This is a genomic window from Ruegeria sp. Alg231-54 (assembly GCF_900143525.1).
Taxonomy (GTDB): Bacteria; Pseudomonadota; Alphaproteobacteria; order Rhodobacterales; family Rhodobacteraceae; genus Ruegeria.
This window is the reverse complement of sequence record NZ_FREZ01000001.1, coordinates 81228-101748: the sequence shown is the minus strand read 5'-3', so window position 1 is coordinate 101748 and position 20521 is coordinate 81228. Positions and strand designations below refer to the sequence as shown.

Here is a 20521-nt window from a genome sequence, read left to right as displayed (position 1 = left end):
GCGCACCACTTGGCGCTAAACTGTGGCTTTCCAGCTTAAACCGGGAAAACGAAACACCTGTCACGTCGGATGGTCAGCCACATGACCCGTCCCGGGCTGGGAACAAAGACATTGGGCACCGTCGCCCTCAGGATCGAGCCGTCATGGTCCATCCGAAATTCAACAAGGCTTTCGTTGCCTAAAAACCGTGCCCGCTCGACCACGCCCCGCGCGGCAACGCCGTCGGTCGGTGTTGGCAGCGGCCCCTTGCCGTTACGGTCAAAGTCCAGCCGCACGTGCTGTGGGCGGAATACGATCTCGACATCTGTATTGTCCGGAACGCCGGGTGCCAGAAATTGCCCGAATGGCGTTTCGGCCAAGGCTCCATTCACTTTGGATGGTAAAACATTGATATCACTAAAAAAAGCCACCGCCGCCTTGTCCGCCGGGCGGGTAAAGACGTTGTAGGGCGCGCCTTGTTGCACGACTTTACCGCGCCGCATCAGGGCGATTTCATCCGCCATGCGCATCGCTTCTTCCGGCTCATGCGTCACTAGAACAACGGCGGCATCCTCTTCCTTGAGGATCGCAAGCGTTTCATCCCGAATGCCGTCCCGCAACCGGTTGTCGAGGCCCGAGAAAGGCTCATCCATCAACATGATCCGCGGACGCGGGGCTAATGCGCGGGCCAGTGCCACACGTTGCTGCTCGCCACCTGACAGATGATGCGGGTAGTCGTCGACGAAACGCATCAGGTCGACCTTGCGCAGCAGCGCTTCGACGCGGGCGCGTTTTTCGTCCTTATGCCCCTTCAGGCCAAAGGCTACATTGTCGGCAACGCTGAGATGCGGAAACAGGGCAAAGTCCTGAAACATCAAGCCTATTTCACGCCGTTCGGGCGGCACACGAAACACTGTGTCACAGATCAACTTGCCATCGACATAGATTTCACCGGATTCCTGCATCTCGACCCCGGCGATCATGCGCAGGGTTGTCGACTTGCCGCAGCCCGAAGGCCCCAACAGACAGGTCACCTGCCCCGCCCGCACCGTCAGCGAGACGTCATCCACAACAACCCGCCCTTCATACCGGGCGATCAGATTTCGGATTTCCAACCGAGGAGGAGTAGCGTTTTCTGTCACCGATGGGCCCCGTTGCCTTTCCCGATCAATTCCATCGGGCTTAGGCGGGGATAACAACCCCGCCCCTCAGGTGCAAGAGATCAGCAACAGCCGCCGGATGGGGCCTCGCCCGTTGCTTCAAAAGGGCTTTCACCACCGCAGCCTTCGAAAATCCCGTAATGGGTCGAGAAATCACCGATGAACTCAAAATGCCGCGCGAAACGCGTATCTTTCAACATCATCCACGTGTTGCCGCAGACAGGAAAGACCTTGCCTACCTCGATCGCGTGGTGATCATCCAGTTCGAACAGATGCGGGGCGTTCGGGATGGTGCCTTTGTAGATCACGGCCTGGCCATAATCCTCACAGTCTCGCTCCAACTCGGGCAACTTGAAGAGACGGTAGGTGGCAGACAGGAATTTAAGAGGCGCGACGCGTTCTTCCAGAACCGCGTTTTCAATAGTCAGCGGACGATGCGTGACACGGCGCGGATCGCCAAAGCCCGCTTTGCGCGACATCGACAGGAAATCGTTCCAATACAACGCGCCGGACAGGCATTCACCGTACAATACCTCATCCTCGGCCATCTCTTTAGGCACTCGGCGGTCGGCGTAGACGTCCGAGAAATACATCTCGCCCCCGTCTTTCAGCAACCGATGCGTACCACGCAAAACAGCCTCTTTATCGGTGGCCAGATTGATCACGCAGTTCGAGACGATGATGTCAAAAGATCCGGGTTCCAGGTCAAGCTCATCCAGCTTTTCGATATAGCCATGGTGGAATTCCACATTGCTGCCAGAATGCCCAAAGGCTTGCGCGTGATAGTCCCGATGCGCCCGCGCGACGTCCAGCTGTTCCGGCGTCATGTCTACACCCACAACCCGTCCCTTTTCACCTACCATGGCAGACAGGGCATAAACATCACGTCCCGCACCACAGCCGAGATCCAGAATGCTCATCCCCTCAAGGTCGTGCGGTGCGATCAGACCGCAGCCATAGTAGCGCGTCAGAACTTCGTCATGAATTTTTGACAGGATCTTTTTGACATGATCCGGCATGTCATCAGGCGTACAACACGCGTTTGTCTGCAAGTCCGAGCTGCCCTGCAATACTTCGCCATAGTAATTCTGCACTGCCTCATGCTTCATCGCGGTTATCCTTCTGTCTGATGGCTGCATAGCAGCTAATGCAGCATGGGGCTTGGCGCAATCCGGGCCTTTAGAATCTGACGAAAGCGTGAGGGGTTGTAGGGATGATGCTAACAGTTCGAAATCAACGCCCGCGCGCAGCTTGCCGTTCACCTGAATCTCAAGCCGGTGCGCACCGGGGATCAGTTTGAACGTGGTCGCATCACCTTTTAGCTTGTGCTTTTTGGTCAGGGTAAGAGCACCATCTGCTAACGCGGATTGTTTCAGCTTGTGTACTTTGGCTGAAGTTCTGCCCCCAGACCTTTGAAAATGAACAATGTAATCCACCAAGACAGGTTGGTTGCCGTTACCACTCAGCATTACATCGAATTCCAGCGCCCCGCCGATCCGGGCATCACCCTTTATGGTGACATCGGCCGAAACCTTCGCATCCGGGTCAAAGCCCAGCATCTTCATGGCGCGCGGATGGCCTGCTTTCACAAGGCCGCGCAAAGTGTGCGAGGTCAGCCAACCCATCTCAGCTTGATCCTGCTGCCCGTTACTGGCCCAATCCTGCAACCGGTCCAAAACCAGATCGGGGTCTTTCTTGGTGATGTCGTTCAGGTGGTTGGCCACCGACCGGGTGACATATCGCGTCCCGTCGGCATGAAGCCGATCCAGTAGAGGCAGCGGATCGGTCAGGTCCAGCCCCACCGCCTGCCCCCAAGGCAAACGCGGTCTTGTGCCTTCGCTGACCAGTCGGCGCACGTGGTAACTATCGTGTACGCACCATTCCTGCATCCGCGCCAGCACCTGTTCCTGATGGGTATTGAGGAATGGCCGTATGGCCCATTCCATTGAAAACCTCTGGGTCAGTTCCTCAAGCACATCCAATGACTGCTCCGGATGATCCATCCCCACGGCAACAACCCAGTCACCCAGTGGCGCAAAGATGAAATCACCAAAATCATCATCCGTTTTGCCGGGATCCAATGGCGGCGGCAAGACGCGCAGCAGCGTAGGTGCGATCTGAGGCAAGTCGCCCGGCACCGCCTGTTGCAGACATTCGGCGATCCAGGCCATCCTCTCTTTCAGCTCCAGATCCAGCAGACGCGACATGACCTGCGCCTCAAACGACTCGGCGTCAAAGGACGGGTCCGCGCCCGTGAAAAGCCCCGCCAAATAGCGGGTCTTTTCGACATTAAACAGTTGATCTTTAAGCGAGAAGTTTTGAGCCATGATCACATCGTCAGGTTGGTTGCGCCACCATCCAGAAGTATGTTCTGCCCGACAATGAAACCGGCATTCTGCGAACACAGGAACGCACAGGCTGCACCAAATTCTTCACGCGTTCCATACCGGCGCGCCGGGATGGTTGCCGCGCGTTCAGCACGCGCCTCGTCCATCGAAATTCCTCTTTGCGCGGCGACACCACCATCCAATGAGTCCGCCCGGTCAGTGGCATGAATGCCCGGCAGCAAGTTGTTGATCGTCACACCTTTTGGTGCGACCTGACGCGCAGTTCCGGCAACATAGCCTGTCAATCCGGTGCGGGCTGCATTCGACAGACCCAGCGCAGGGATCGGTGCGCGCACAGATTGCGAGGTGATATTCACCACCCGGCCCCAGCCTTTGTCCATCATCCCAGGCAACAAAGCCTTCATGAACGCAATTGGCGTCAGCATGTTGGAGTCCAGCGCTTTGATGAAATCATCGCGATCCCAGTCCGACCACAAACCCGGGGGCGGGCCTCCGGCATTTGTCACAAGGATATCAACGCCCTGCGCGGCTTCGATTGCCTGCGCCTGCCCCTCCGCCGAAGTCACATCGCAGGCGATAGTCTGAACCTGTACGCTATGCTCAGCGCGAATGCGGTCAGCCGATGCCTCCAAAGCCTCAGACCCGCGCGCGTTCATCACCAGATCAACACCCGCCGCGGCCAATGCCTCGGCACAACCCAGACCCAAACCTTTGCTACTGGCACAAACCAGCGCACGTTTACCTTTTATCCCAAGATCCATCTGATCCTCCCTGTCTTTGCCGCACATCTAGCACCAGCCTTTCAGGGAAGACCAGCAATGGACCATTGATCAATAAAAGAACTCTTCGCGCACGATCTTGCCATCCGCGACGTGGTAAATGGCGACCTCGCGCATATCAAAGCTGTCATTGCTTTCCAGTACAGTACCCTTCACTTCGAAAATTACGGCAAAGCGGTCTTCACCATGCACAAATGGGTCACTTACCGAAGCTTCGGTTACATCATGTGCGCCTTCCCACCATTCGTGTTTGCCGCGGATTGCGTCGCGCCCGGCGACTTCGCGCCCCATACCCGAGTAATCCACAGCTTCGACAGAAACGGCATTGTCTGCATAGAGCTTATCCAAATTCGCTTTGGCCCGGCCCTCGCGGCAACCAGCGACCAGTTCGTTTGCGATTTCTTTTAAATTCATCACACCTCTCCATCACTTGTTCACTGTATGTTCTTTTTGCCATTATCAGGCGATTCTGAACACCCCCTTTGTCTTGCCTCGGCAGAATTCCCCGCATATACGCGCGTTCATGCTTGATACCGCCACCAACCAACCCGTTTTGCCGCCCGAGATCGCCCGGCGCCGGACATTCGCCATCATCTCGCACCCGGATGCGGGCAAAACGACGCTGACTGAAAAGTTCCTGTTGTACGGGGGCGCTATTCAGATGGCCGGTCAGGTGCGCGCCAAGGGCGAAGCCCGGCGGACCCGTTCGGACTTTATGCAGATGGAGAAGGATCGCGGTATCTCGGTTTCCGCATCGGCGATGTCATTTGACTATGACACCTTCAGGTTCAATCTGGTGGATACACCCGGTCACTCAGACTTTTCCGAGGATACCTATCGCACGCTGACCGCAGTGGACGCCGCCGTGATGGTGATCGACGGCGCGAAAGGCGTGGAAAGCCAGACGCAGAAACTGTTCGAGGTTTGTCGCCTGCGTGATCTGCCGATCCTGACCTTCTGTAACAAGATGGACCGCGAAAGCCGCGATACGTTCGAGATCATCGACGAAATTCAGGAAATGCTGGCCATCGACGTCACCCCTGCGGCATGGCCAATTGGTGTGGGCCGCGATTTCATCGGCTGCTACGACATGCTGCGCGACCGGCTGGAACTGATGGACCGCGCCGACCGTAACAAAGTTGCCGAAAGCATCGAAATCAACGGGCTGGACGACCCGAAACTGGCCGAACACGTGCCCGAGCATCTGTTGGAAAAGTTTCTTGAAGAGGTCGAGATGGCGCGCGAACTGCTGCCCGCCATGGACCCGCAGGCGGTGCTTGAAGGGCATATGACCCCGATCTGGTTCGGCTCGGCGATCAACTCGTTCGGCGTAAAAGAACTGATGGAGGGCATCGGCGCTTATGGCCCGCAGCCGCAGATCCAGTCTGCCGAACCCCGTCAAATCGCACCGGATGAAAAGAAGGTCGCCGGATTTGTCTTCAAGGTTCAGGCAAATATGGACCCCAAGCACCGCGACCGCGTCGCCTTTGTTCGCATGGCATCGGGCCATTTCAAGCGTGGTATGAAGCTGACCCACGTGCGATCGAAAAAGCCGATGGCGATTTCGAACCCTGTGCTGTTTCTGGCGTCCGACCGCGAACTGGCCGAAGAGGCCTGGGCCGGTGATATCATCGGCATCCCCAACCACGGGCAATTGCGCATCGGCGACACGCTGACCGAAGGCGAAGCGATCCGGGTGACCGGCATCCCGTCCTTCGCGCCGGAACTGCTGCAAACCGTGCGCCCGGGCGATCCAATGAAGGCCAAGCATCTGGAAAAGGCTCTGATGCAATTTGCCGAGGAAGGTGCCGCGAAGGTGTTCAAACCTTCGATCGGATCGGGCTTTATCGTCGGCGTCGTCGGCGCGTTGCAATTCGAAGTACTCGCCAGCCGGATTGAGATGGAATACGGCCTGCCCGTGCGCTTTGAGGCGTCGCAATTCACCTCGGCCCGCTGGGTCAGTGGCGGCAAGGCCGAAGTCGAGAAGTTCGTCGAAGCCAACAAGCAGCACATCGCCCATGATCATGACGGCGATATCGTTTATCTGACGCGCCTGCAGTGGGACATCGACCGGGTCGTCCGCGACTACCCCGAACTGAACCTGACGGCCACGAAAGAGATGATGGCGTGATGGCACGGGCCGAAAGCACGAATGGATGATGATCTAACGTATTCGGGTGGCTTGCCCGCCCTGCAAGACAGGTTCGAAAGGCGACGAGCGCCTTTCGACTTCTCGGACGAGGTACTACCGGCAGAAGATGTCGATCTGACCCATTTGACGCGTCAGATTGTTCCTGAAAGCGCGACCCGGCCGCAACCCGGCCAAGACGATACATCCTGGACGCGCAAACGCCGACACACCGCGCAGGAATTCGTCGGAAAATCTGAACTGGCGTTTCTGAACGCGCAGCTTATTTCGAACTTGCGGAAACGATCCTGGCCGAACCACGCCCCCGCCTTGTTTTGCCGGTTGTGGGCCGAGCATTCGGATCATCTGTTCAAGGCTTTGAATCGCGATCCCGGGACAGTGTTCCGGCGCCTGGCCAAAATGCGCAGGACTCGTACGGCGCGTAGGGAAGCGCGCCAATGACGACCTGGGGAATCGTGTCCATGGTTCGCGGATCGACCCGCGACATCCTCAGTTTCGCGGCCCATCACCTCGATCTGGGTGCGGATTATCTGTACATCTACCTGGACGAACCTAATCGTGAGGCGCACCGGGCCCTCAGGAAACACCCGAAAATCAGGGCGCGAATCTGTGATGATGTCTTTTGGGATAAACGCAAACGCGACCGCCCGGACCGCCATCAGGTTCGTCAGACACTTCATGCCACATTCGCCTATCGCAACACCGATCTGGACTGGCTGGCCCATATCGACGTGGATGAGTTCCTTTGGTCTTCAAAACCCATCCGGGAGCAGTTGCAATCCGTCCCCGCCGAAATCCCTGCCGTCCGCGTCCGGCCAATGGAGGCAATGGCAGGCGGCGAGGATCTGTTCAAGGCGCATATCCCCAGCGGCCCGGACCGCTCAGCCATGGTACAGTCCGTCTATCCCAACTATGGCAGCTTTGTACTCGGCGGGTTCCTCAGCCACGTTCAGGGTAAGCTGTTCGTCCGCACAGGCATGGAAAAGCTGAACTTTCGCATCCACAACCTGTTTCAAAACAAAAAACTTCTACCCTGCAAATTCGAACTTCCGGGGTTGGAGCTTTGTCATCGCCACGCCCCTGACTGGGATCACTGGGCGGCGCATTACCAGTTCCGGATGGCGCGTGGGTCCTATCAACCCGGCATGTCCCCGAACGTTCCGCGCGAACTGGGCGGTCTGAACAAGAATGAGTTGTTCAACTGGATCGAGACAGAACAGGGTCAGGACGGCTTGCGCGCGTTTTATGACGAAATTAGCGGTGCCGATCCCGGCGTACGCGCACGTCTCGAAGAATATGGGTTGATCCGGCACAGACCGCTGGATCTGGACGCTAAGGTTGCGAAACACTTTCCCGGAAGCTGCTGAATTGTTGCGGAAAACCAGCAGTGGGCGTTAGCGACGTCAGGTTAAGGGCTCTTCATTTGACCCTGCCCCATGATTTTGTTATGTCCGCGCAAAGCCGAAATGCGCGTGACAGCGTATGGCCATCCGGGCCCGGCATTCCTTTGACGCGCGGGCTAGGTCTAGTGTCCGCATGAACCGGACATACATGACAAAATTCAACGAACTGAACCTGAACCCGAAGGTCCTCAAAGCCATTGAGGAAGCCGGATACGAAACGCCCACGCCAATTCAGGAAGGCGCGATACCTGCTGCCCTTGAAGGTCGGGATGTTCTGGGCATTGCTCAGACCGGTACCGGCAAGACGGCCAGCTTTACGCTGCCGATGATCACCTTGCTGGCCCGTGGGCGCGCCCGTGCACGGATGCCGCGCTCGCTGGTGCTGTGCCCGACCCGGGAACTGGCCGCGCAGGTGGCCGAGAATTTCGACACCTACGCCAAACACCTGAAACTGACCAAAGCGCTGCTGATCGGCGGCGTCAGCTTCAAAGAACAGGACGCGTTGATTGATCGGGGCGTTGACGTTCTGATCGCCACGCCGGGTCGCCTGTTGGACCATTTTGAACGCGGCAAGCTTCTTTTGACCGGTGTTCAGATCATGGTTGTCGACGAAGCTGACCGGATGCTGGACATGGGGTTCATCCCCGATATCGAACGCATCTTCTCGCTGACGCCGTTCACACGCCAGACCTTGTTCTTTTCGGCCACTATGGCGCCCGAGATTGAGCGGATCACCGACACCTTCCTGTCTGCACCCACGCGGGTCGAGGTTGCGCGTCAGGCCACCGCTTCTGAGACTATTGAGCAGGGCGTTGTCATGTTCAAAGGCGGTCGTCGGGATCGTGAGGCCAGCCAGAAACGCAATGTCCTGCGGGCGCTGATCGACGCTGAAGGCGAGAAGTGCACCAACGCCATCATCTTCTGCAACCGCAAGACGGATGTAGATATATGCGCCAAGTCTCTCAAGAAATACGGCTATGACGCCGCCGCGATTCACGGCGATCTGGATCAATCCCAGCGCACGAAAACACTCGACGGCTTCCGGGATGGGTCTTTGCGCCTACTCGTGGCCTCGGACGTGGCCGCGCGCGGATTGGATGTGCCATCCGTCAGCCATGTGATCAATTTCGACGTCCCCGGCCACCCCGAGGATTACGTCCACCGCATTGGCCGCACCGGTCGCGCCGGGCGTGAGGGCAAGGCGATCACGATCTGCTCTTCCCGCGATGAAAAGGCGCTGGCGGCGGTGGAGAAGTTGATTCAGAAAGAAATTCCCCGTCTGAACAACCCGATTGAGGCGGATGACTCCAAAGCCGATTCCCCAAAAACCGAGAATCAGCCCAAAGCGGCGGACACCAAAAAGTCCGATCGGCGCAAAAGCGAGCCCCGCACGGAAAGAGAGCCTCGCAAGGATAGAGAACCGCGCAAGGATAGAGAGCCCCGTAAGGACAAAGAGGCCAAAGGTCGCGGCCGCAGAGACGACAGGGGCCCTGCAGTTGTCGGCATGGGCGATCACCTGCCCAGCTTCATCGCCCTCAGCTTTGACGAACGCCGCGCAGGCTAAATCGTAAGCACCAGTGCCAGTATCGAGGCACCAAGCAACGTCATCCCGGCGATCTCGCGCCGGGTGATTCTTTCGCGGAAAAACAAGATCGAAGCAAACAGGCTGAAGATCAGCTCGACCTGCCCCAATGCTTTGACATAGGCCGCGTTTTGCAGCGTGAAGGCAAAAAACCAGCAGAACGATCCACATAGACTGGTGAGCCCGACAAAAACACCGGTTCGGCGTGTGTCCCAAACTGCGCGCAGCTCAGCCCGGTCGCGCCATAGCAGCCATAGCCCCATGCTAAGGAATTGGAACGAAACCACCACGGCCAAGGTGACCAGCGCCCGGAACCAGGCGTCCAAATCCCCCAGCTCCAACGAGGCACCGCGATAGCTGACGGATGAGAAAGCAAACAGCACGCCCGAACCCAGCCCAAGGCGCGATGCACGGTTGGTGAGGTGTGCCCACCAAGCCCCTTCCCCACCAGGGCTTTTCGACAACAGCAAGACAGCCACCAGTCCCAGAACAATCGCAAACAACGCACCCGAGGACACCTGATCGCCCAAGACCAGAAATCCGACGATGGCGGTTTGGATAACTTCGGTCTTCTTGAATGTAATACCGACGGCAAAATTGCGTTGTTTGAACAGGGCCACCACGCAGATGGTCGCCAATATCTGCGTTGTCCCGCCGATCACTGCAAACAACCAGAACCGCCCCGTCAGGGTCGGCAGGCTGAAACCAGTCAACTGCATCGCCATGATCAGGCCTAGAACGGCCAGTGGCATGGAATAGGCGAACCGCGCAAAAGTCGCGCCGGCTGCCGAAAGTTTCACGGTGCTCAGCGACTTTTGCAGCATGAACCGCACGGTCTGAAATGCCGCGGCGGCGATGGTGATGGGAATCCACAAACTCATGGATTCCCTTGTGTCGTCAAATCAACCCTTTGGCCAGAACGGATGCTCGACCGGGTCCTTGGTACGCCAGAAATAGGACCGGAAAATCTGCCCGTAAGACCGGTAGACATAAGCGTGGTTGCTGGCCAGATAGCGGTCTTTTCCGGCACGATAAAGCGCAGGCAATCGGTACCACGGAGCACCGGGATTCATGTGATGAACGACGTGCAGATTGTTGTTCAGAAACAAAAAAGCCAACAATCCACGATCTTCGACAATGACCGTTCGGGCGCTGGAGTTTTCGTGCGCCCGGTGTTCAAGAAACGTCCGGATCTTGACTAGGCCCAAACCAATGTAGGCAGACAGAACAAAGGCCCAAAGCGGCATTGGAGACCGAGCAACCACCCACAAAACCGCGGCCACTCCAATCAGGTGCAGTCCCCATGCCAACAGTACGGCTCTATCTCCGCGTTTGGCGCCGCGCAACTCATCCCGAAAGAAGATATACTGACCAATCGTCGGGCCCAACACCATTCGCCCGAGCAGTGTGTTGTTCGCCCTCAGGAGCCGCTTTTGCCAGCTTTTGAGCGTATTCCAAACCTTCGGGTCCAGATAGTTCGACTCGGGGTCGTCATAGGGGTCGGTCAGGGTCGAATCTCTGTGGTGCGCCAGATGTAGGTCGCGGAACCGGTTGTACGGAATGAACAAGGTCAGAGGCAGCGCCATCAGCGCCTCGTTCAGCCAACGCGTGCGGAACGGGTGCCCGTGCAGCGCCTCGTGCGTCAGCGACGAGTGCAGCGCCGCGACCAGGCCCATGGCAGGGATGGCCAGCCAGACGGGAAGTGTAAAGATCACCCCCAGCCACGCCGCATAACACGCAATGATCAGGGCAAAGGTGCCCCACTCGGAACCTGGCCGCTCAGACATTTCGGCCCCATGTGATGCCTGCCCAGACACGCTCATAGATCACGTACATCGTCAGGCCGATGCCCGTGTTCACAATCGCCAACGTCCCACCAACTGCTGCAGAACCTGTCGCGATCAGACCCACCAGCGTCATCATGACCAGGCCCATCGCATTCCACACCACAGCCTTCACGACCGATCTTCGTCGCGTTTCCATTCCGTCACCCATATTATTGTTATGTTTTAAGAATTACGGATCTTGGCCGAGTTGAAAATTCTGAATATGATTAACAAAACTCATCACTTATGATATAAATCACCATATGACGGATAAATTAGACAAACGAGATCGCGCTGCGCAGTTTCGCCAACGCCTTGCCCGCGCGATGGAAGAACGTGACATCAGCCAAAGCGCGCTTGCCCGGGATATCGGTGTCAACCGATCGACCGTATCCCAACTTTTGACTGGCGAAGGTGCGCGCCTGCCGAACGCGCATGTCGTTGGCAGCTGCGCCACAGCGCTAGGTGTTTCGGCTGACTGGCTGCTGAGCTTATCGGATCGGCCCGAAAGCGCTGCAGAGCTTCTGGCGCTTTCTCTGAGTATGACCAAAGCGCCACGCGCGCTGGTCGATGAACGCATTTTCGAATGGCACAAAGAGGCGGCTGGCTATAAGGTTCGCTATGTACCCGCCACCCTGCCCGACATGCTGAAAACCCGCGCCGTGCTAGAGTGGGAATACGCCCCGCATCTGGGGCGAACAGCGGATCAGGCCATCGGCGCATCAGAAGACCGGCTGACGTGGATGCGCAGCGCGCAATCAGACTATGAAATCGCCATGCCACTGTATGAGATCGACAGCTTTGCCCGCGCGACCGGATACTACGAAGGCCTGTGCCCGAAAATCAGGATGGATCAGATCGACCACCTGTTAGAGCTGAGCGACCAGCTTTATCCCCGCATGCGCATCTATCTGTTTGATGCCAAACGCCTCTACTCTGCGCCGGTCACGATTTTTGGCCCGCTGCTGTGTGTGTTCTACGCGGGCAGTCACTATATGGCCTTTCGGGACCGCGACAGAATCGAAGTTTTTTCCCGTCATTTCGATACGTTGGTGCGAGAAGCGGATGTGACGGCGCGGGACTTCCCCGATCATCTCAGGCAGCTGCGATCAACGATTTCCGCCTGATAATGGCCTCATAGATGCGTAAGCGACCAAGGTGTGATATCGTCACTTGGCGAGAACTTTCGAGCGATCCGATCACAGACGGAGGACCATAGGAATGGACGCATTAAAAACTGCTCAATACGCACGGGCCCTTTATTCCGCCCACGGAGATCAGGCCGAGGCGGAAGCTGCGCAGAAGATGCGCGAATGCAAAGACGCCGGGAACATGCAACAAGCCCGCGACTGGCAGGCGGTTCGCCAGAGCATCCGCCAGATTCGCGGCCCCAATCAGGGTTAAACCTTTGGGTCGGGGTTGACCGTATGCCCGTCGACGGCAATCACCTGCCCCGACACCAATCGGGCTGCATCCGATGCAAGGAATACAGCCATATTGGCAATGTCGTGACCTTCGACAAATCGGCCCATTGAGGTGCCCGATGCGTATCCCTCATAGACCTGATCCCGCGTCATGCCCTTGGCATCGGCCTCGCGCTGCAGCACTCCTTCCATCCGTGGGCCTTCTACCGACCCCGGGCAGATGACATTGCACCGCACGCCATGCGCGCCAAGCTCCATCGCCAGGGTCTTGGCCAGACCGATCATCCCCCACTTCGCCGCAGCATAAGGCGCGCGATTTGGGTACCCGTATTGGCCAGCCGTCGAAGATGTAATGACCACGGCGCCACTGCCCTGACGTTTCAGGATCGGCGCCGCGTGTTTGGCGCACAGAAAGGCACCCTCCAGATTTACTGCAAGGCACATGCGCCAATCGTCCAATGCAACGTCTTCAACCGAAGCGGTTGGTCCCGCGATTCCTGCGTTTGCGCACAGGGTGTCCAAACCACCCCATTTCGCCTCGATGTCTTGGAACAAGGTGGCCACGGCATTCTCGTCCGCGACGTTCGCCTCGGACCGCCGCCAATGGGCCGGACAATCTGACAGCGCCTTCGGGTTGACGTCAGCCACCCAGACCTGCTCACCAGCTGCGTCAAAGGCTTCGGCCATAGCGCGGCCAACGCCCGAGGCGCCAGCCGTTATCAGAACGCGCCCACTCATGCCGGTTTGCGGATCGCAGCACCCGCACCTTCAGGATAAGGCAAGCCTGCCTGAGCTTCAGCGATCCGGGCCATAGCGTCTTCGATCTCTGCCGAAGGTGCGCTCGGGCGACGGGTTTCCAGACTGACATGCAGCAGAAAGCTTTCGCCCGTGGCCAAGAGCTTGTGGCCTTCGTACATGGAATGGAACACGTGCAGTTTCTTGCCCTGCCCCAACAGCATCTGCGTGCGCACTTCGATCTTTGCACCCGCGTGGACTTCGTCGATATACCGGATATGGTTTTCTGCGGTGAAGTAACTGCCGCCCGAGGCGATGTAATCCGCATCACACCCCATGATCTCCATGAACCGGTCGGTTGCTGCGGCGAAGGCCTCAAGGTACCGCGCCTCGTTCATGTGACCGTTGTAGTCGGTCCAGTCCAATGGCACCGCGCGCGACAAGGTCAGAATTGGCTGACTCAGATCGACCTGCTCCATCGTCGGCAAGGCACCCGGTTTCAGCGCCGCGTCATGCTGGTTCAGAACAGAACCGGCCCCATAGTTCTGCGCCTTGAGCGCTCGCATCATGCCAACGAGGTTATTGTCGCGAATACGCTCCAATTCGCGGATCGAATGCATGCCCGATTGCGCGTCAGACTGATCCGCGATCATGTCGACCAGCTCATCAGTGAACTCGGGTACATCCATCAGCTTGGTCCAGGGCCATTGCAACGCCGGACCAAACTGGGCCATGAAATGCCGCATCCCCGCCTCACCACCGGCCACGCGATAAGTCTCGAACAGACCCATCTGCGCCCAGCGGATTCCAAAGCCCATGCGGATCGCTTCGTCGATCTCTTCAGTCGTGGCGATACCGTCCTTGACCAACCACAGCGCCTCGCGCCAGACAGCTTCGAGGAACCGGTCAGCAATATGCGCATCAATTTCTTTTTTGACATGCAGAGGGAAGAAACCCACCGATTTCAACAGGTCCTTCGCGCGGTCGACCATTTCGGGCCGGTTCTTGTCGGTCGGTACCAATTCGATCAGCGGCAGCAGGTAAACCGGATTAAACGGGTGTGTCACCACGATTTGTTCAGGGCGCAACGCGCCTTCCTGCAACTCGGACGGTTTGAACCCGCTGGTTGACGACCCGATGATCGCCTCCGGATTGCAGGCCTCTTGCAAGCTTTTGTAAACCTTCAGCTTCAGATCCAGCCGTTCAGGTACGCTTTCCTGAATCCAGGTGACGCCTTGCACGGCGTCCGTCAGATCGTCGTGGAAGGTAAGCGCCCCCTCAGACGGCAAAAGCACATCACTCAACCCCGGCAGAGACCGGCGCGCGTTATCCAGAACCTCACCAATCTTGCGCTCGGCCTCCGGGTCCGGATCGAACACGCGGACGTTCCAGCCGTTCAGTAGAAATCTAGCGGCCCAGCCGCCGCCAATTACGCCACCGCCAATGATAGCTGCTGTATTTGCCATATCGTATTTCCATTCAGGTAAAGGCTGTGGTCGCGAACCAAAAGAACGTCAGCAACCAACCACCCAGAAAAACCCTTCCCGCAACCTGACCAGGTGACCAGAACCTGCGCATCACCAGTGATACGGCGCTGCCGGCCCCGATGATGGCTGAGCAAATCAGAAAACCCAATCCGAGAAAGCCCAAAGGTGACAAAGATTTGCCTTCGTTTGGTTGCGGCATCAATACGAACACCACGAAACCAAGAGCCAGCAACATCATGGCACCTAGAGGCCCAGTCCACCAACGAGACTCGGCTTGAAGGAAAGAAGTCAACGCGAGCATCGACGCGACAAAAAATGATAGGCAAAATAGTATGATCATGCCGAAATCGCTATCCTTGAACGGGAACGTTGTCACGCCGACTCTCGCAGAACACTATTTTACCACCGGTGCTCGTTTCACCAGCCCCAGCTTCTCACGCACTTCCTGCGCGCCGATCACCCGCGCGCCCATGTTCGAAACGATGGTGTTCGCCCGCTCAACCAGCTGCCAGTTTTCGGCCAGAACGCCTTTGTCGAGGAACAGGTTGTCCTCAAGTCCAACGCGCACATTGCCGCCCGCCAGCACCGAAGCCGACGCATATGCCATCTGGTTCCGTCCCAGCGCGAATGCGCTGAATGTCCAGTCATCAGGCACGTTGTTCACCATGGCCATAAAGGTGTTCAGATCATCCGGCGCACCCCACGGCACGCCCATGCACAGCTGAACCAGTGCCGGGCCGTCCAGAACGCCGTCCTTCACCAACTGCTTGGCGTACCACAGGTGACCGGTATCAAAGGCCTCGATCTCGGGCTTCACGCCCAGATGCGTCATCATCCAGCCCATCGCCTGCAGCATGCCCGGCGTGTTGGTCATGACATAGTCAGCCTCGGCAAAGTTCATGGTGCCGCAGTCCAGAGTACAGATTTCGGGCAGACATTCAGCCACATGCTCGACCCGAGCCGCCGCGCCGATCATGTCCGTGCCATCTTCGTTCAGCGGCAGCGGAGATTCAGTCGGGCCAAAAATCATGTCGCCGCCCATCCCGGCGGTCAGGTTCAAAACCATGTCGACCTCGGCCTCGCGAATGCGGTCCGTTACCTCGCGGTACAGATCCAGACGGCGGCTGGGTGCACCAGTTTCCGGATCGCGCACGTGGCAATGTACGATGGCCGCCCCGGCCTTGGCCGCGGCGATCGCACTTTCGGCGATTTGCTTTGGCGAACGCGGCACATGCGGGCTGCGATCCTGCGTTCCGCCCGAGCCGGTGACAGCGCAGGTGATGAAGACTTCGCGGTTCATTTCCAATGGCATGGTGTTTTCCCCAACTTATACCCGGTTTTGACCTAAGTTATCCTCAGGCTTCTCCCCGGATTCCGATTTGCGTTCATCCCCGACTCTGGCGCAGCTTTATGCAAACAACTTGCCAGAATGCGAATCGAACTTGATGAAATCCGCAAAAAACATATTGCAGCCCGAACATCGCGCCCTGAAAACGGCCGTGCTGGTTCTGGATGAATGCAACACGCTCAGCTTTGCCTCGGCCGTCGATCCGATGCGCGCCGCCAATCGTCTGGCGGACCGCCCGGCCTTTGACTGGGATTATGTGACGGCTACGGCGGAACCAGCGATGCTGACCAGCGCCCTAAATGTTCCGGGCACACCGCTAGCGCGGCTGCAGGGCTGCGACCTGATGATCGTCATCGCAGGTTTCCAACTGGCGCGCCACGCCACACCCAGCCTGCTCGCCGGATTGCGCCGCATTGCAGGCACCGGAGCCACCATGGCCGGCATTGATGGCGGCCCTTGGCTGCTGGCCGAAGCCGGCCTGCTAAACGGCCACTCCGCCACAACGCACTGGGAAGACCTGGACAATTTCGCGACCCGCTTTCCCGACGTTGATGTGCGCCCCGACCGGTTCACCGTCTCAGGCAACCGGCTGACCTCTGGTGGCGCAATCCCGGCGGTTGAGATGATGCTGCACATCATCGCCGCGCGCCACGGCGCCGGCTTTGCTGCCCGCGTGTCCGGCCTGTTCCTATACGAGGGTGCACCCGACCCGTCCAAGCCACAAAGCCGCACAGGTGCACCGCATCGCCATACCGCTCTGACAGCAAAGGCGAATTCGCTCATGGAAAGGTCTCTTGAGGACCCGCTTCCCCTGACCGACATCGCCGACACCTTGGGCACCAGCCCGCGTACCCTGCAACAGCAGTTCCGCCTGCGCCTGAACACGACGCCCCAGGATCACTATCTGCAACTGCGCCTGGCCGAAGCCCGGCGCCTTGTTGCCGACACCGACATGCCACTGATGGACGTGGCACTCGCCACAGGCTTTGCCTCACAATCCAGCTTTGCCCGTGCCTTCCGCACCGCTCACGGTCTGTCGGCCAGAGACCTCCGTCAGGACCGGATCCAGCCCACACATCACTGACCGGATCCGCTTCATCTGGCTAAAAATATCCCGGGGGAGTCGCCCAAAGCGCGGCGGGGGCAGAGCCTCCTTAGAACGGCATCGGATGTGCGCGATGCGCGGCACTGATATCCGCCAGAACATCATCCGCCAACACCACCTCGGTGCCCGCCAGAATATGCGCCAGCTGCGCAACCGTGGTCGCTCCGAATACGGCAGACATCGTGAACGGGCGAGTCCGGCACCACGCCAGCGCCATATGCACCGGATCCAGGCCATGCCGCTGCGCGATCTCCAAATAAGCATCGACCGCACTAAACACACGCTCGTACTTACGCCCACCCATGGTCGGAACCAGATCCATGCGCGAACCCTTAGGCACCGCTCCACCCTGATACTTGCCGGTCAGAAACCCTGCCGCCAACGGAGAAAACGCCATCAGGCCGACATCCTCGTGCACGCTTAGCTCGGCCATATCGGTGTCGAAGTGGCGGCACAGCAGAGAATATTCATTCTGAACCGAAGCGACCCGTGGCGCGCCCTTCTGTTCGGCCAGCCGCAGCCATTGCGCGGTGCCCCACGCGCTTTCATTCGACAGGCCGAATGCGCGGATATTGCCCTTGTCGACCTGCTGCTGCAGCGCGGTTAGGCATTCCTGCATATTCTCCAACACCTCGTCGGTGTTGTGACCGGATGGGGCATAATCCCAGTTCTGCCGGAACATGTAGCTGCCGCGATTGGGCCAGTGAAACTGATACAGATCGATGCATTCCGTTTGCAACCGACGCAGAGATCCCTCGATCGCTTCGGGAATCGTTTGCGCAGAAATTGGTGCCCCGTCGCGGGCATGGGTGAAACCTGCACCGGAATGTTTGGTCGCCAGAACATACTCCCCCCGCCGCGCGGGGTTCGCCGTGTTCCAGTTGCCCAGGATTTCTTCGGTCCGCCCCACGGTCTCTTTCAAGACCGGGTTCACCGGGTACATCTCAGCGGCGTCAACGAAATTGATCCCCGCCTCCAACGCCATGTCGATCTGGGTATGTGCATCCGCCTCAGAGGTCTGCGCGCCAAACGTCATGGTGCCAAGGCACAGATTCGTCACTTCAATACCAGTGCGCCCCAATGGGTTCTTTTTCATCTCAAAATCCTTCTGCTCGCAACGCCGCGCACCCTAAAGCAGAGAACCGTCAGAGCAAGGGTGCAGGCGATCAATTCCGGTGCAACAAGGGGTTGGGCTTATGCACACCTCTCTGCAAAAAGCGGAATTAAGCCAAACGCAACGTACGGCGTTTCTGCCCCCTGTGATACGGGCATCCATGCCGGTTCCAGCGAATGCGCTTTCATTTCATAGTTTTGGTCCGCTATGCGGACCAATGCTTCCGGTCACTGCGGCTGCGCCAATGTCGGCTTTAGGTTGCTCGTGAGATTCAGCTGAAATGAGAATTCCAAACCTCTCGTCGAACCTCATCTCTGGCCTCGTATGCCGCTATTGCTTCGTCTAGATCATCTGGCTCAAGCGCGTCCTCACCTCTGGCAATCCGAGTGACTTGCATCGTGTACCATGCAGTCACACCGCCTTCCGGTGGGTTTTTGAAACGTGGGAATTGCGGCTCGTCGCGTTGATCGGAAAGCCAAAATGATGGCAATTCTGGATCAACGACCAGTGCACGGGCCAATCCAACGAGATCAGCTTTGCCTTCTGCAATGGCGCTTTTGGCCTGTGCAAGCGTCTTGAAACCGCCCGTCACCATAAAGGGAATGTTCGTTTTCGCGCGCGCACGCGCAGCAAAATCAAGAAAATAGGCGCCGGAACCCGCACGATCTGATGATGACGCAGCACCCGGAAAATATGTGCCACCGCTGACATCAATCAGATCAATTGTTGTTTTGTCTAATGCCGCAATGACCTCAAGGGATTCATCTTCAGCGAAGCCGCCTTCAAGTTGATCTGTCGCGTTCAACTTGATGCCCACAGGGAAATCCGGGCCAACGGCATTGCGCACGGCGCTGATCACTTCCAGCAGCAGTCTCATCCGGTTTTGCAAAGAACCGCCATAGGCATCTTCGCGTTTGTTGAATAGCGGAGACAGAAACTGGTTGAGCAAGAATCCATGGGCCGCATGCAACTCAACGCCACCGAACCCAAGCCGCTTGGCAAGGTTTGCTGTGCGTGCAAATTCGGCCGGCAGCGCGTGGATCTCATCCAAGGACAGCGCGTCGCATTTCAGACCGGGCAAATCAAGTCTACTCGGACCCTTCGGCGAGCTGATCGGAGCATCCGCCATCGCACCTGCATGTCCAAGTTGCGGCCACAAATGAGCGTCGTTGGTTGCCCCTGCCTGTGCAAGTTTTCTTAGAAATGCGAAATCGGATTGATCGTTCAAAACCAAATTGCCGGGCTTCTCTGCGAAATGAGGTGTGCCTTGCACTTCGCCGATGATCGACAGGGCGAGGCCGCCAGTTGCCCAACGCTCATAGAGCTTGATTTGATCATCACTTGGATTGCCTTTGCCGTCACCAAGCGAGTCAGACATCGCCGATTTAGCAATTCGGTTTTTAAGAGTTACGCCGCAGGGCAGAATTAGCGGCTGGCGCAAGAGAGACTGGGTTCTATTGGACATTTGGTTCCTCAAACTTTTGCCTTAACAGTTGAAAGCAGTCATTTTTGCCTTGCACCGCATCCGTCAATTTGGGCTTCAATCCAGTCATTGAGGCATTTCTGATCGCACATCTTTGCGCAATCACCACCACGCCTTCCGGAAAGCGGCTCGGGCCCTAAGCCTCAGCTTTCTTTTCCCAGCGCCCGGATTCTTCGGACCAGTATTGGGCGGAACATCCCGCACCGGTCAAAGCCTTCCACTGCCCGCGCGCGTGTTGAACGGCCTCTGCGTCATTGCCGTCGAACAGGATACATACGCGGTCCAGTTTCTTGATCTCATCGGGGTTAACCGCCGCGCCATCTACCGCCATGACACAAGACGGGTCATTGGCAGCCTGCGCCTCGGTCGTCAGCAGGATCGGCTGCGCGGCATCGTGCGGACCGCCTGCGCGGCCATGTGGCAGGAACCCTTCTTCGGGCCCCTGCCACAGCTTTTCATCCAGCCAGTCCATCCGCGCGGGATCGCTGCCCCGCACGGCAATCTTCCACCCGGCCTGCCGTGCCTTGTCCAGCAACACCGGCAAGGTATGCTCCAGCGGTTGGCGGGTCAGGTGATAGAAATAGACGGCTCCCATCGAC

General features: G+C 58.0%; 21 protein-coding genes and 1 pseudogene. 7 read left to right on the top strand and 15 right to left on the bottom strand.

Going from position 1 to position 20521, the window contains the following annotated elements; genetic code table 11:
• Nucleotides 1-35 precede the first annotated feature (35 nt).
• From DHN12_RS00530 to DHN12_RS00510, 5 genes and pseudogenes are all read right to left on the bottom strand, one after another.
• Nucleotides 36-1121, bottom strand: coding sequence for an ABC transporter ATP-binding protein (locus DHN12_RS00530; RefSeq protein WP_234416518.1), 1086 nt, complete (start codon nucleotides 1119-1121; stop codon nucleotides 36-38).
• Nucleotides 1122-1201: 80 nt separating this feature from the next.
• Nucleotides 1202-2248 carry a methyltransferase domain-containing protein gene (locus DHN12_RS00525; protein ID WP_108859056.1) on the bottom strand — a complete coding sequence of 349 codons (1047 nt, stop codon included), beginning with the start codon at nucleotides 2246-2248 and terminating at the stop codon, nucleotides 1202-1204.
• Between the two features lie 108 nt (nucleotides 2249-2356).
• A pseudogene (locus DHN12_RS00520) lies at nucleotides 2357-3466 on the bottom strand (hypothetical protein); the annotation flags it as partial.
• A gap of 2 nt (nucleotides 3467-3468) precedes the next feature.
• Nucleotides 3469-4248 (bottom strand): SDR family oxidoreductase, encoded by a 780-nt coding sequence (locus DHN12_RS00515; protein ID WP_108859055.1) that lies wholly within the window; start codon nucleotides 4246-4248, stop codon nucleotides 3469-3471.
• 69 nt (nucleotides 4249-4317) lie between these two features.
• Nucleotides 4318-4680: a nuclear transport factor 2 family protein gene (locus DHN12_RS00510; protein WP_108858439.1), complete on the bottom strand. Its 363-nt coding sequence runs from the start codon at nucleotides 4678-4680 to the stop codon at nucleotides 4318-4320.
• A 109-nt stretch (nucleotides 4681-4789) separates the two neighbouring features.
• On the opposite strand from DHN12_RS00510, the gene DHN12_RS00505 reads away from it, so the two are divergent.
• From DHN12_RS00505 to DHN12_RS00490, 4 genes are all read left to right on the top strand, one after another.
• Nucleotides 4790-6397, top strand: a complete 1608-nt coding sequence (locus tag DHN12_RS00505; protein ID WP_108858438.1) for a peptide chain release factor 3 — start codon at nucleotides 4790-4792, stop codon at nucleotides 6395-6397.
• Nucleotides 6398-6418: 21 nt separating this feature from the next.
• The gene (locus DHN12_RS00500; RefSeq protein ID WP_108858437.1) at nucleotides 6419-6856 is read left to right on the top strand and encodes a hypothetical protein; all 438 of its coding nucleotides are present in this window, start codon (nucleotides 6419-6421) and stop codon (nucleotides 6854-6856) included.
• Nucleotides 6853-7782 carry a glycosyltransferase family 2 protein gene (locus DHN12_RS00495; RefSeq protein ID WP_108858436.1) on the top strand — a complete coding sequence of 310 codons (930 nt, stop codon included), beginning with the start codon at nucleotides 6853-6855 and terminating at the stop codon, nucleotides 7780-7782. Before DHN12_RS00500 ends, DHN12_RS00495 begins: the two co-directional genes overlap by 4 nt.
• Nucleotides 7783-7966: 184 nt before the next feature.
• Entirely contained in the window at nucleotides 7967-9382 is a 1416-nt protein-coding gene (locus DHN12_RS00490) for a DEAD/DEAH box helicase (RefSeq protein WP_199913456.1), read from the top strand.
• Here the strand turns inward: DHN12_RS00490 and DHN12_RS00485 are convergent.
• The 3 genes from DHN12_RS00485 to DHN12_RS00475 are packed head-to-tail and all read right to left on the bottom strand — an operon-like array spanning nucleotide 9379 to nucleotide 11383.
• Nucleotides 9379-10281: a DMT family transporter gene (locus DHN12_RS00485; protein ID WP_108858435.1), complete on the bottom strand. Its 903-nt coding sequence runs from the start codon at nucleotides 10279-10281 to the stop codon at nucleotides 9379-9381. The genes DHN12_RS00490 and DHN12_RS00485 overlap by 4 nt on opposite strands.
• A gap of 21 nt (nucleotides 10282-10302) precedes the next feature.
• A complete protein-coding gene (locus DHN12_RS00480; RefSeq protein WP_108858434.1) occupies nucleotides 10303-11187 on the bottom strand; it encodes a fatty acid desaturase in 885 nt (294 codons plus the stop codon).
• The gene (locus tag DHN12_RS00475) at nucleotides 11180-11383 is read right to left on the bottom strand and encodes a DUF2061 domain-containing protein (protein ID WP_058278218.1); all 204 of its coding nucleotides are present in this window, start codon (nucleotides 11381-11383) and stop codon (nucleotides 11180-11182) included. The genes DHN12_RS00480 and DHN12_RS00475 overlap by 8 nt, the downstream gene beginning before the upstream one ends.
• A gap of 106 nt (nucleotides 11384-11489) precedes the next feature.
• On the opposite strand from DHN12_RS00475, the gene DHN12_RS00470 reads away from it, so the two are divergent.
• Together DHN12_RS00470 and DHN12_RS00465 are read left to right on the top strand one after the other, a co-directional pair.
• Nucleotides 11490-12353, top strand: a complete 864-nt coding sequence (locus DHN12_RS00470) for a helix-turn-helix domain-containing protein (protein ID WP_108858433.1) — start codon at nucleotides 11490-11492, stop codon at nucleotides 12351-12353.
• Between the two features lie 94 nt (nucleotides 12354-12447).
• Nucleotides 12448-12630, top strand: a complete 183-nt coding sequence (locus DHN12_RS00465; protein WP_058271838.1) for a hypothetical protein — start codon at nucleotides 12448-12450, stop codon at nucleotides 12628-12630.
• Here the strand turns inward: DHN12_RS00465 and DHN12_RS00460 are convergent.
• The 4 genes from DHN12_RS00460 to DHN12_RS00445 all read right to left on the bottom strand — a co-directional run bounded on the left by DHN12_RS00460 (nucleotide 12627) and on the right by DHN12_RS00445 (nucleotide 16184).
• The gene (locus DHN12_RS00460) at nucleotides 12627-13388 is read right to left on the bottom strand and encodes an SDR family oxidoreductase (RefSeq protein WP_108858432.1); all 762 of its coding nucleotides are present in this window, start codon (nucleotides 13386-13388) and stop codon (nucleotides 12627-12629) included. The genes DHN12_RS00465 and DHN12_RS00460 overlap by 4 nt on opposite strands.
• Entirely contained in the window at nucleotides 13385-14851 is a 1467-nt protein-coding gene (locus DHN12_RS00455; RefSeq protein WP_108858431.1) for a carnitine 3-dehydrogenase, read from the bottom strand. The genes DHN12_RS00460 and DHN12_RS00455 overlap by 4 nt, the downstream gene beginning before the upstream one ends.
• Nucleotides 14852-14864: 13 nt before the next feature.
• Nucleotides 14865-15107, bottom strand: coding sequence for a hypothetical protein (locus DHN12_RS00450; RefSeq protein WP_159089937.1), 243 nt, complete (start codon nucleotides 15105-15107; stop codon nucleotides 14865-14867).
• Nucleotides 15108-15266: 159 nt separating this feature from the next.
• Nucleotides 15267-16184, bottom strand: a complete 918-nt coding sequence (locus tag DHN12_RS00445) for a 3-keto-5-aminohexanoate cleavage protein (protein ID WP_108858429.1) — start codon at nucleotides 16182-16184, stop codon at nucleotides 15267-15269.
• A 133-nt stretch (nucleotides 16185-16317) separates the two neighbouring features.
• Here DHN12_RS00445 and DHN12_RS00440 point away from each other — a divergent pair, with 133 nt between their 5' ends.
• The gene (locus tag DHN12_RS00440) at nucleotides 16318-17304 is read left to right on the top strand and encodes a GlxA family transcriptional regulator (RefSeq protein ID WP_108858428.1); all 987 of its coding nucleotides are present in this window, start codon (nucleotides 16318-16320) and stop codon (nucleotides 17302-17304) included.
• A 70-nt stretch (nucleotides 17305-17374) separates the two neighbouring features.
• On the opposite strand, the gene DHN12_RS00435 is transcribed toward DHN12_RS00440, so the two are convergent.
• The 3 genes from DHN12_RS00435 to DHN12_RS00425 all read right to left on the bottom strand — a co-directional run bounded on the left by DHN12_RS00435 (nucleotide 17375) and on the right by DHN12_RS00425 (nucleotide 20517).
• Nucleotides 17375-18421: an aldo/keto reductase gene (locus DHN12_RS00435; RefSeq protein WP_108858427.1), complete on the bottom strand. Its 1047-nt coding sequence runs from the start codon at nucleotides 18419-18421 to the stop codon at nucleotides 17375-17377.
• 289 nt (nucleotides 18422-18710) lie between these two features.
• Nucleotides 18711-19904, bottom strand: a complete 1194-nt coding sequence (locus DHN12_RS00430) for an NADH:flavin oxidoreductase/NADH oxidase family protein (RefSeq protein WP_108858426.1) — start codon at nucleotides 19902-19904, stop codon at nucleotides 18711-18713.
• Nucleotides 19905-20058: 154 nt separating this feature from the next.
• A complete protein-coding gene (locus DHN12_RS00425; RefSeq protein ID WP_108858425.1) occupies nucleotides 20059-20517 on the bottom strand; it encodes a DNA polymerase III subunit chi in 459 nt (152 codons plus the stop codon).
• Between the last annotated feature and the right edge of the window lie 4 nt (nucleotides 20518-20521).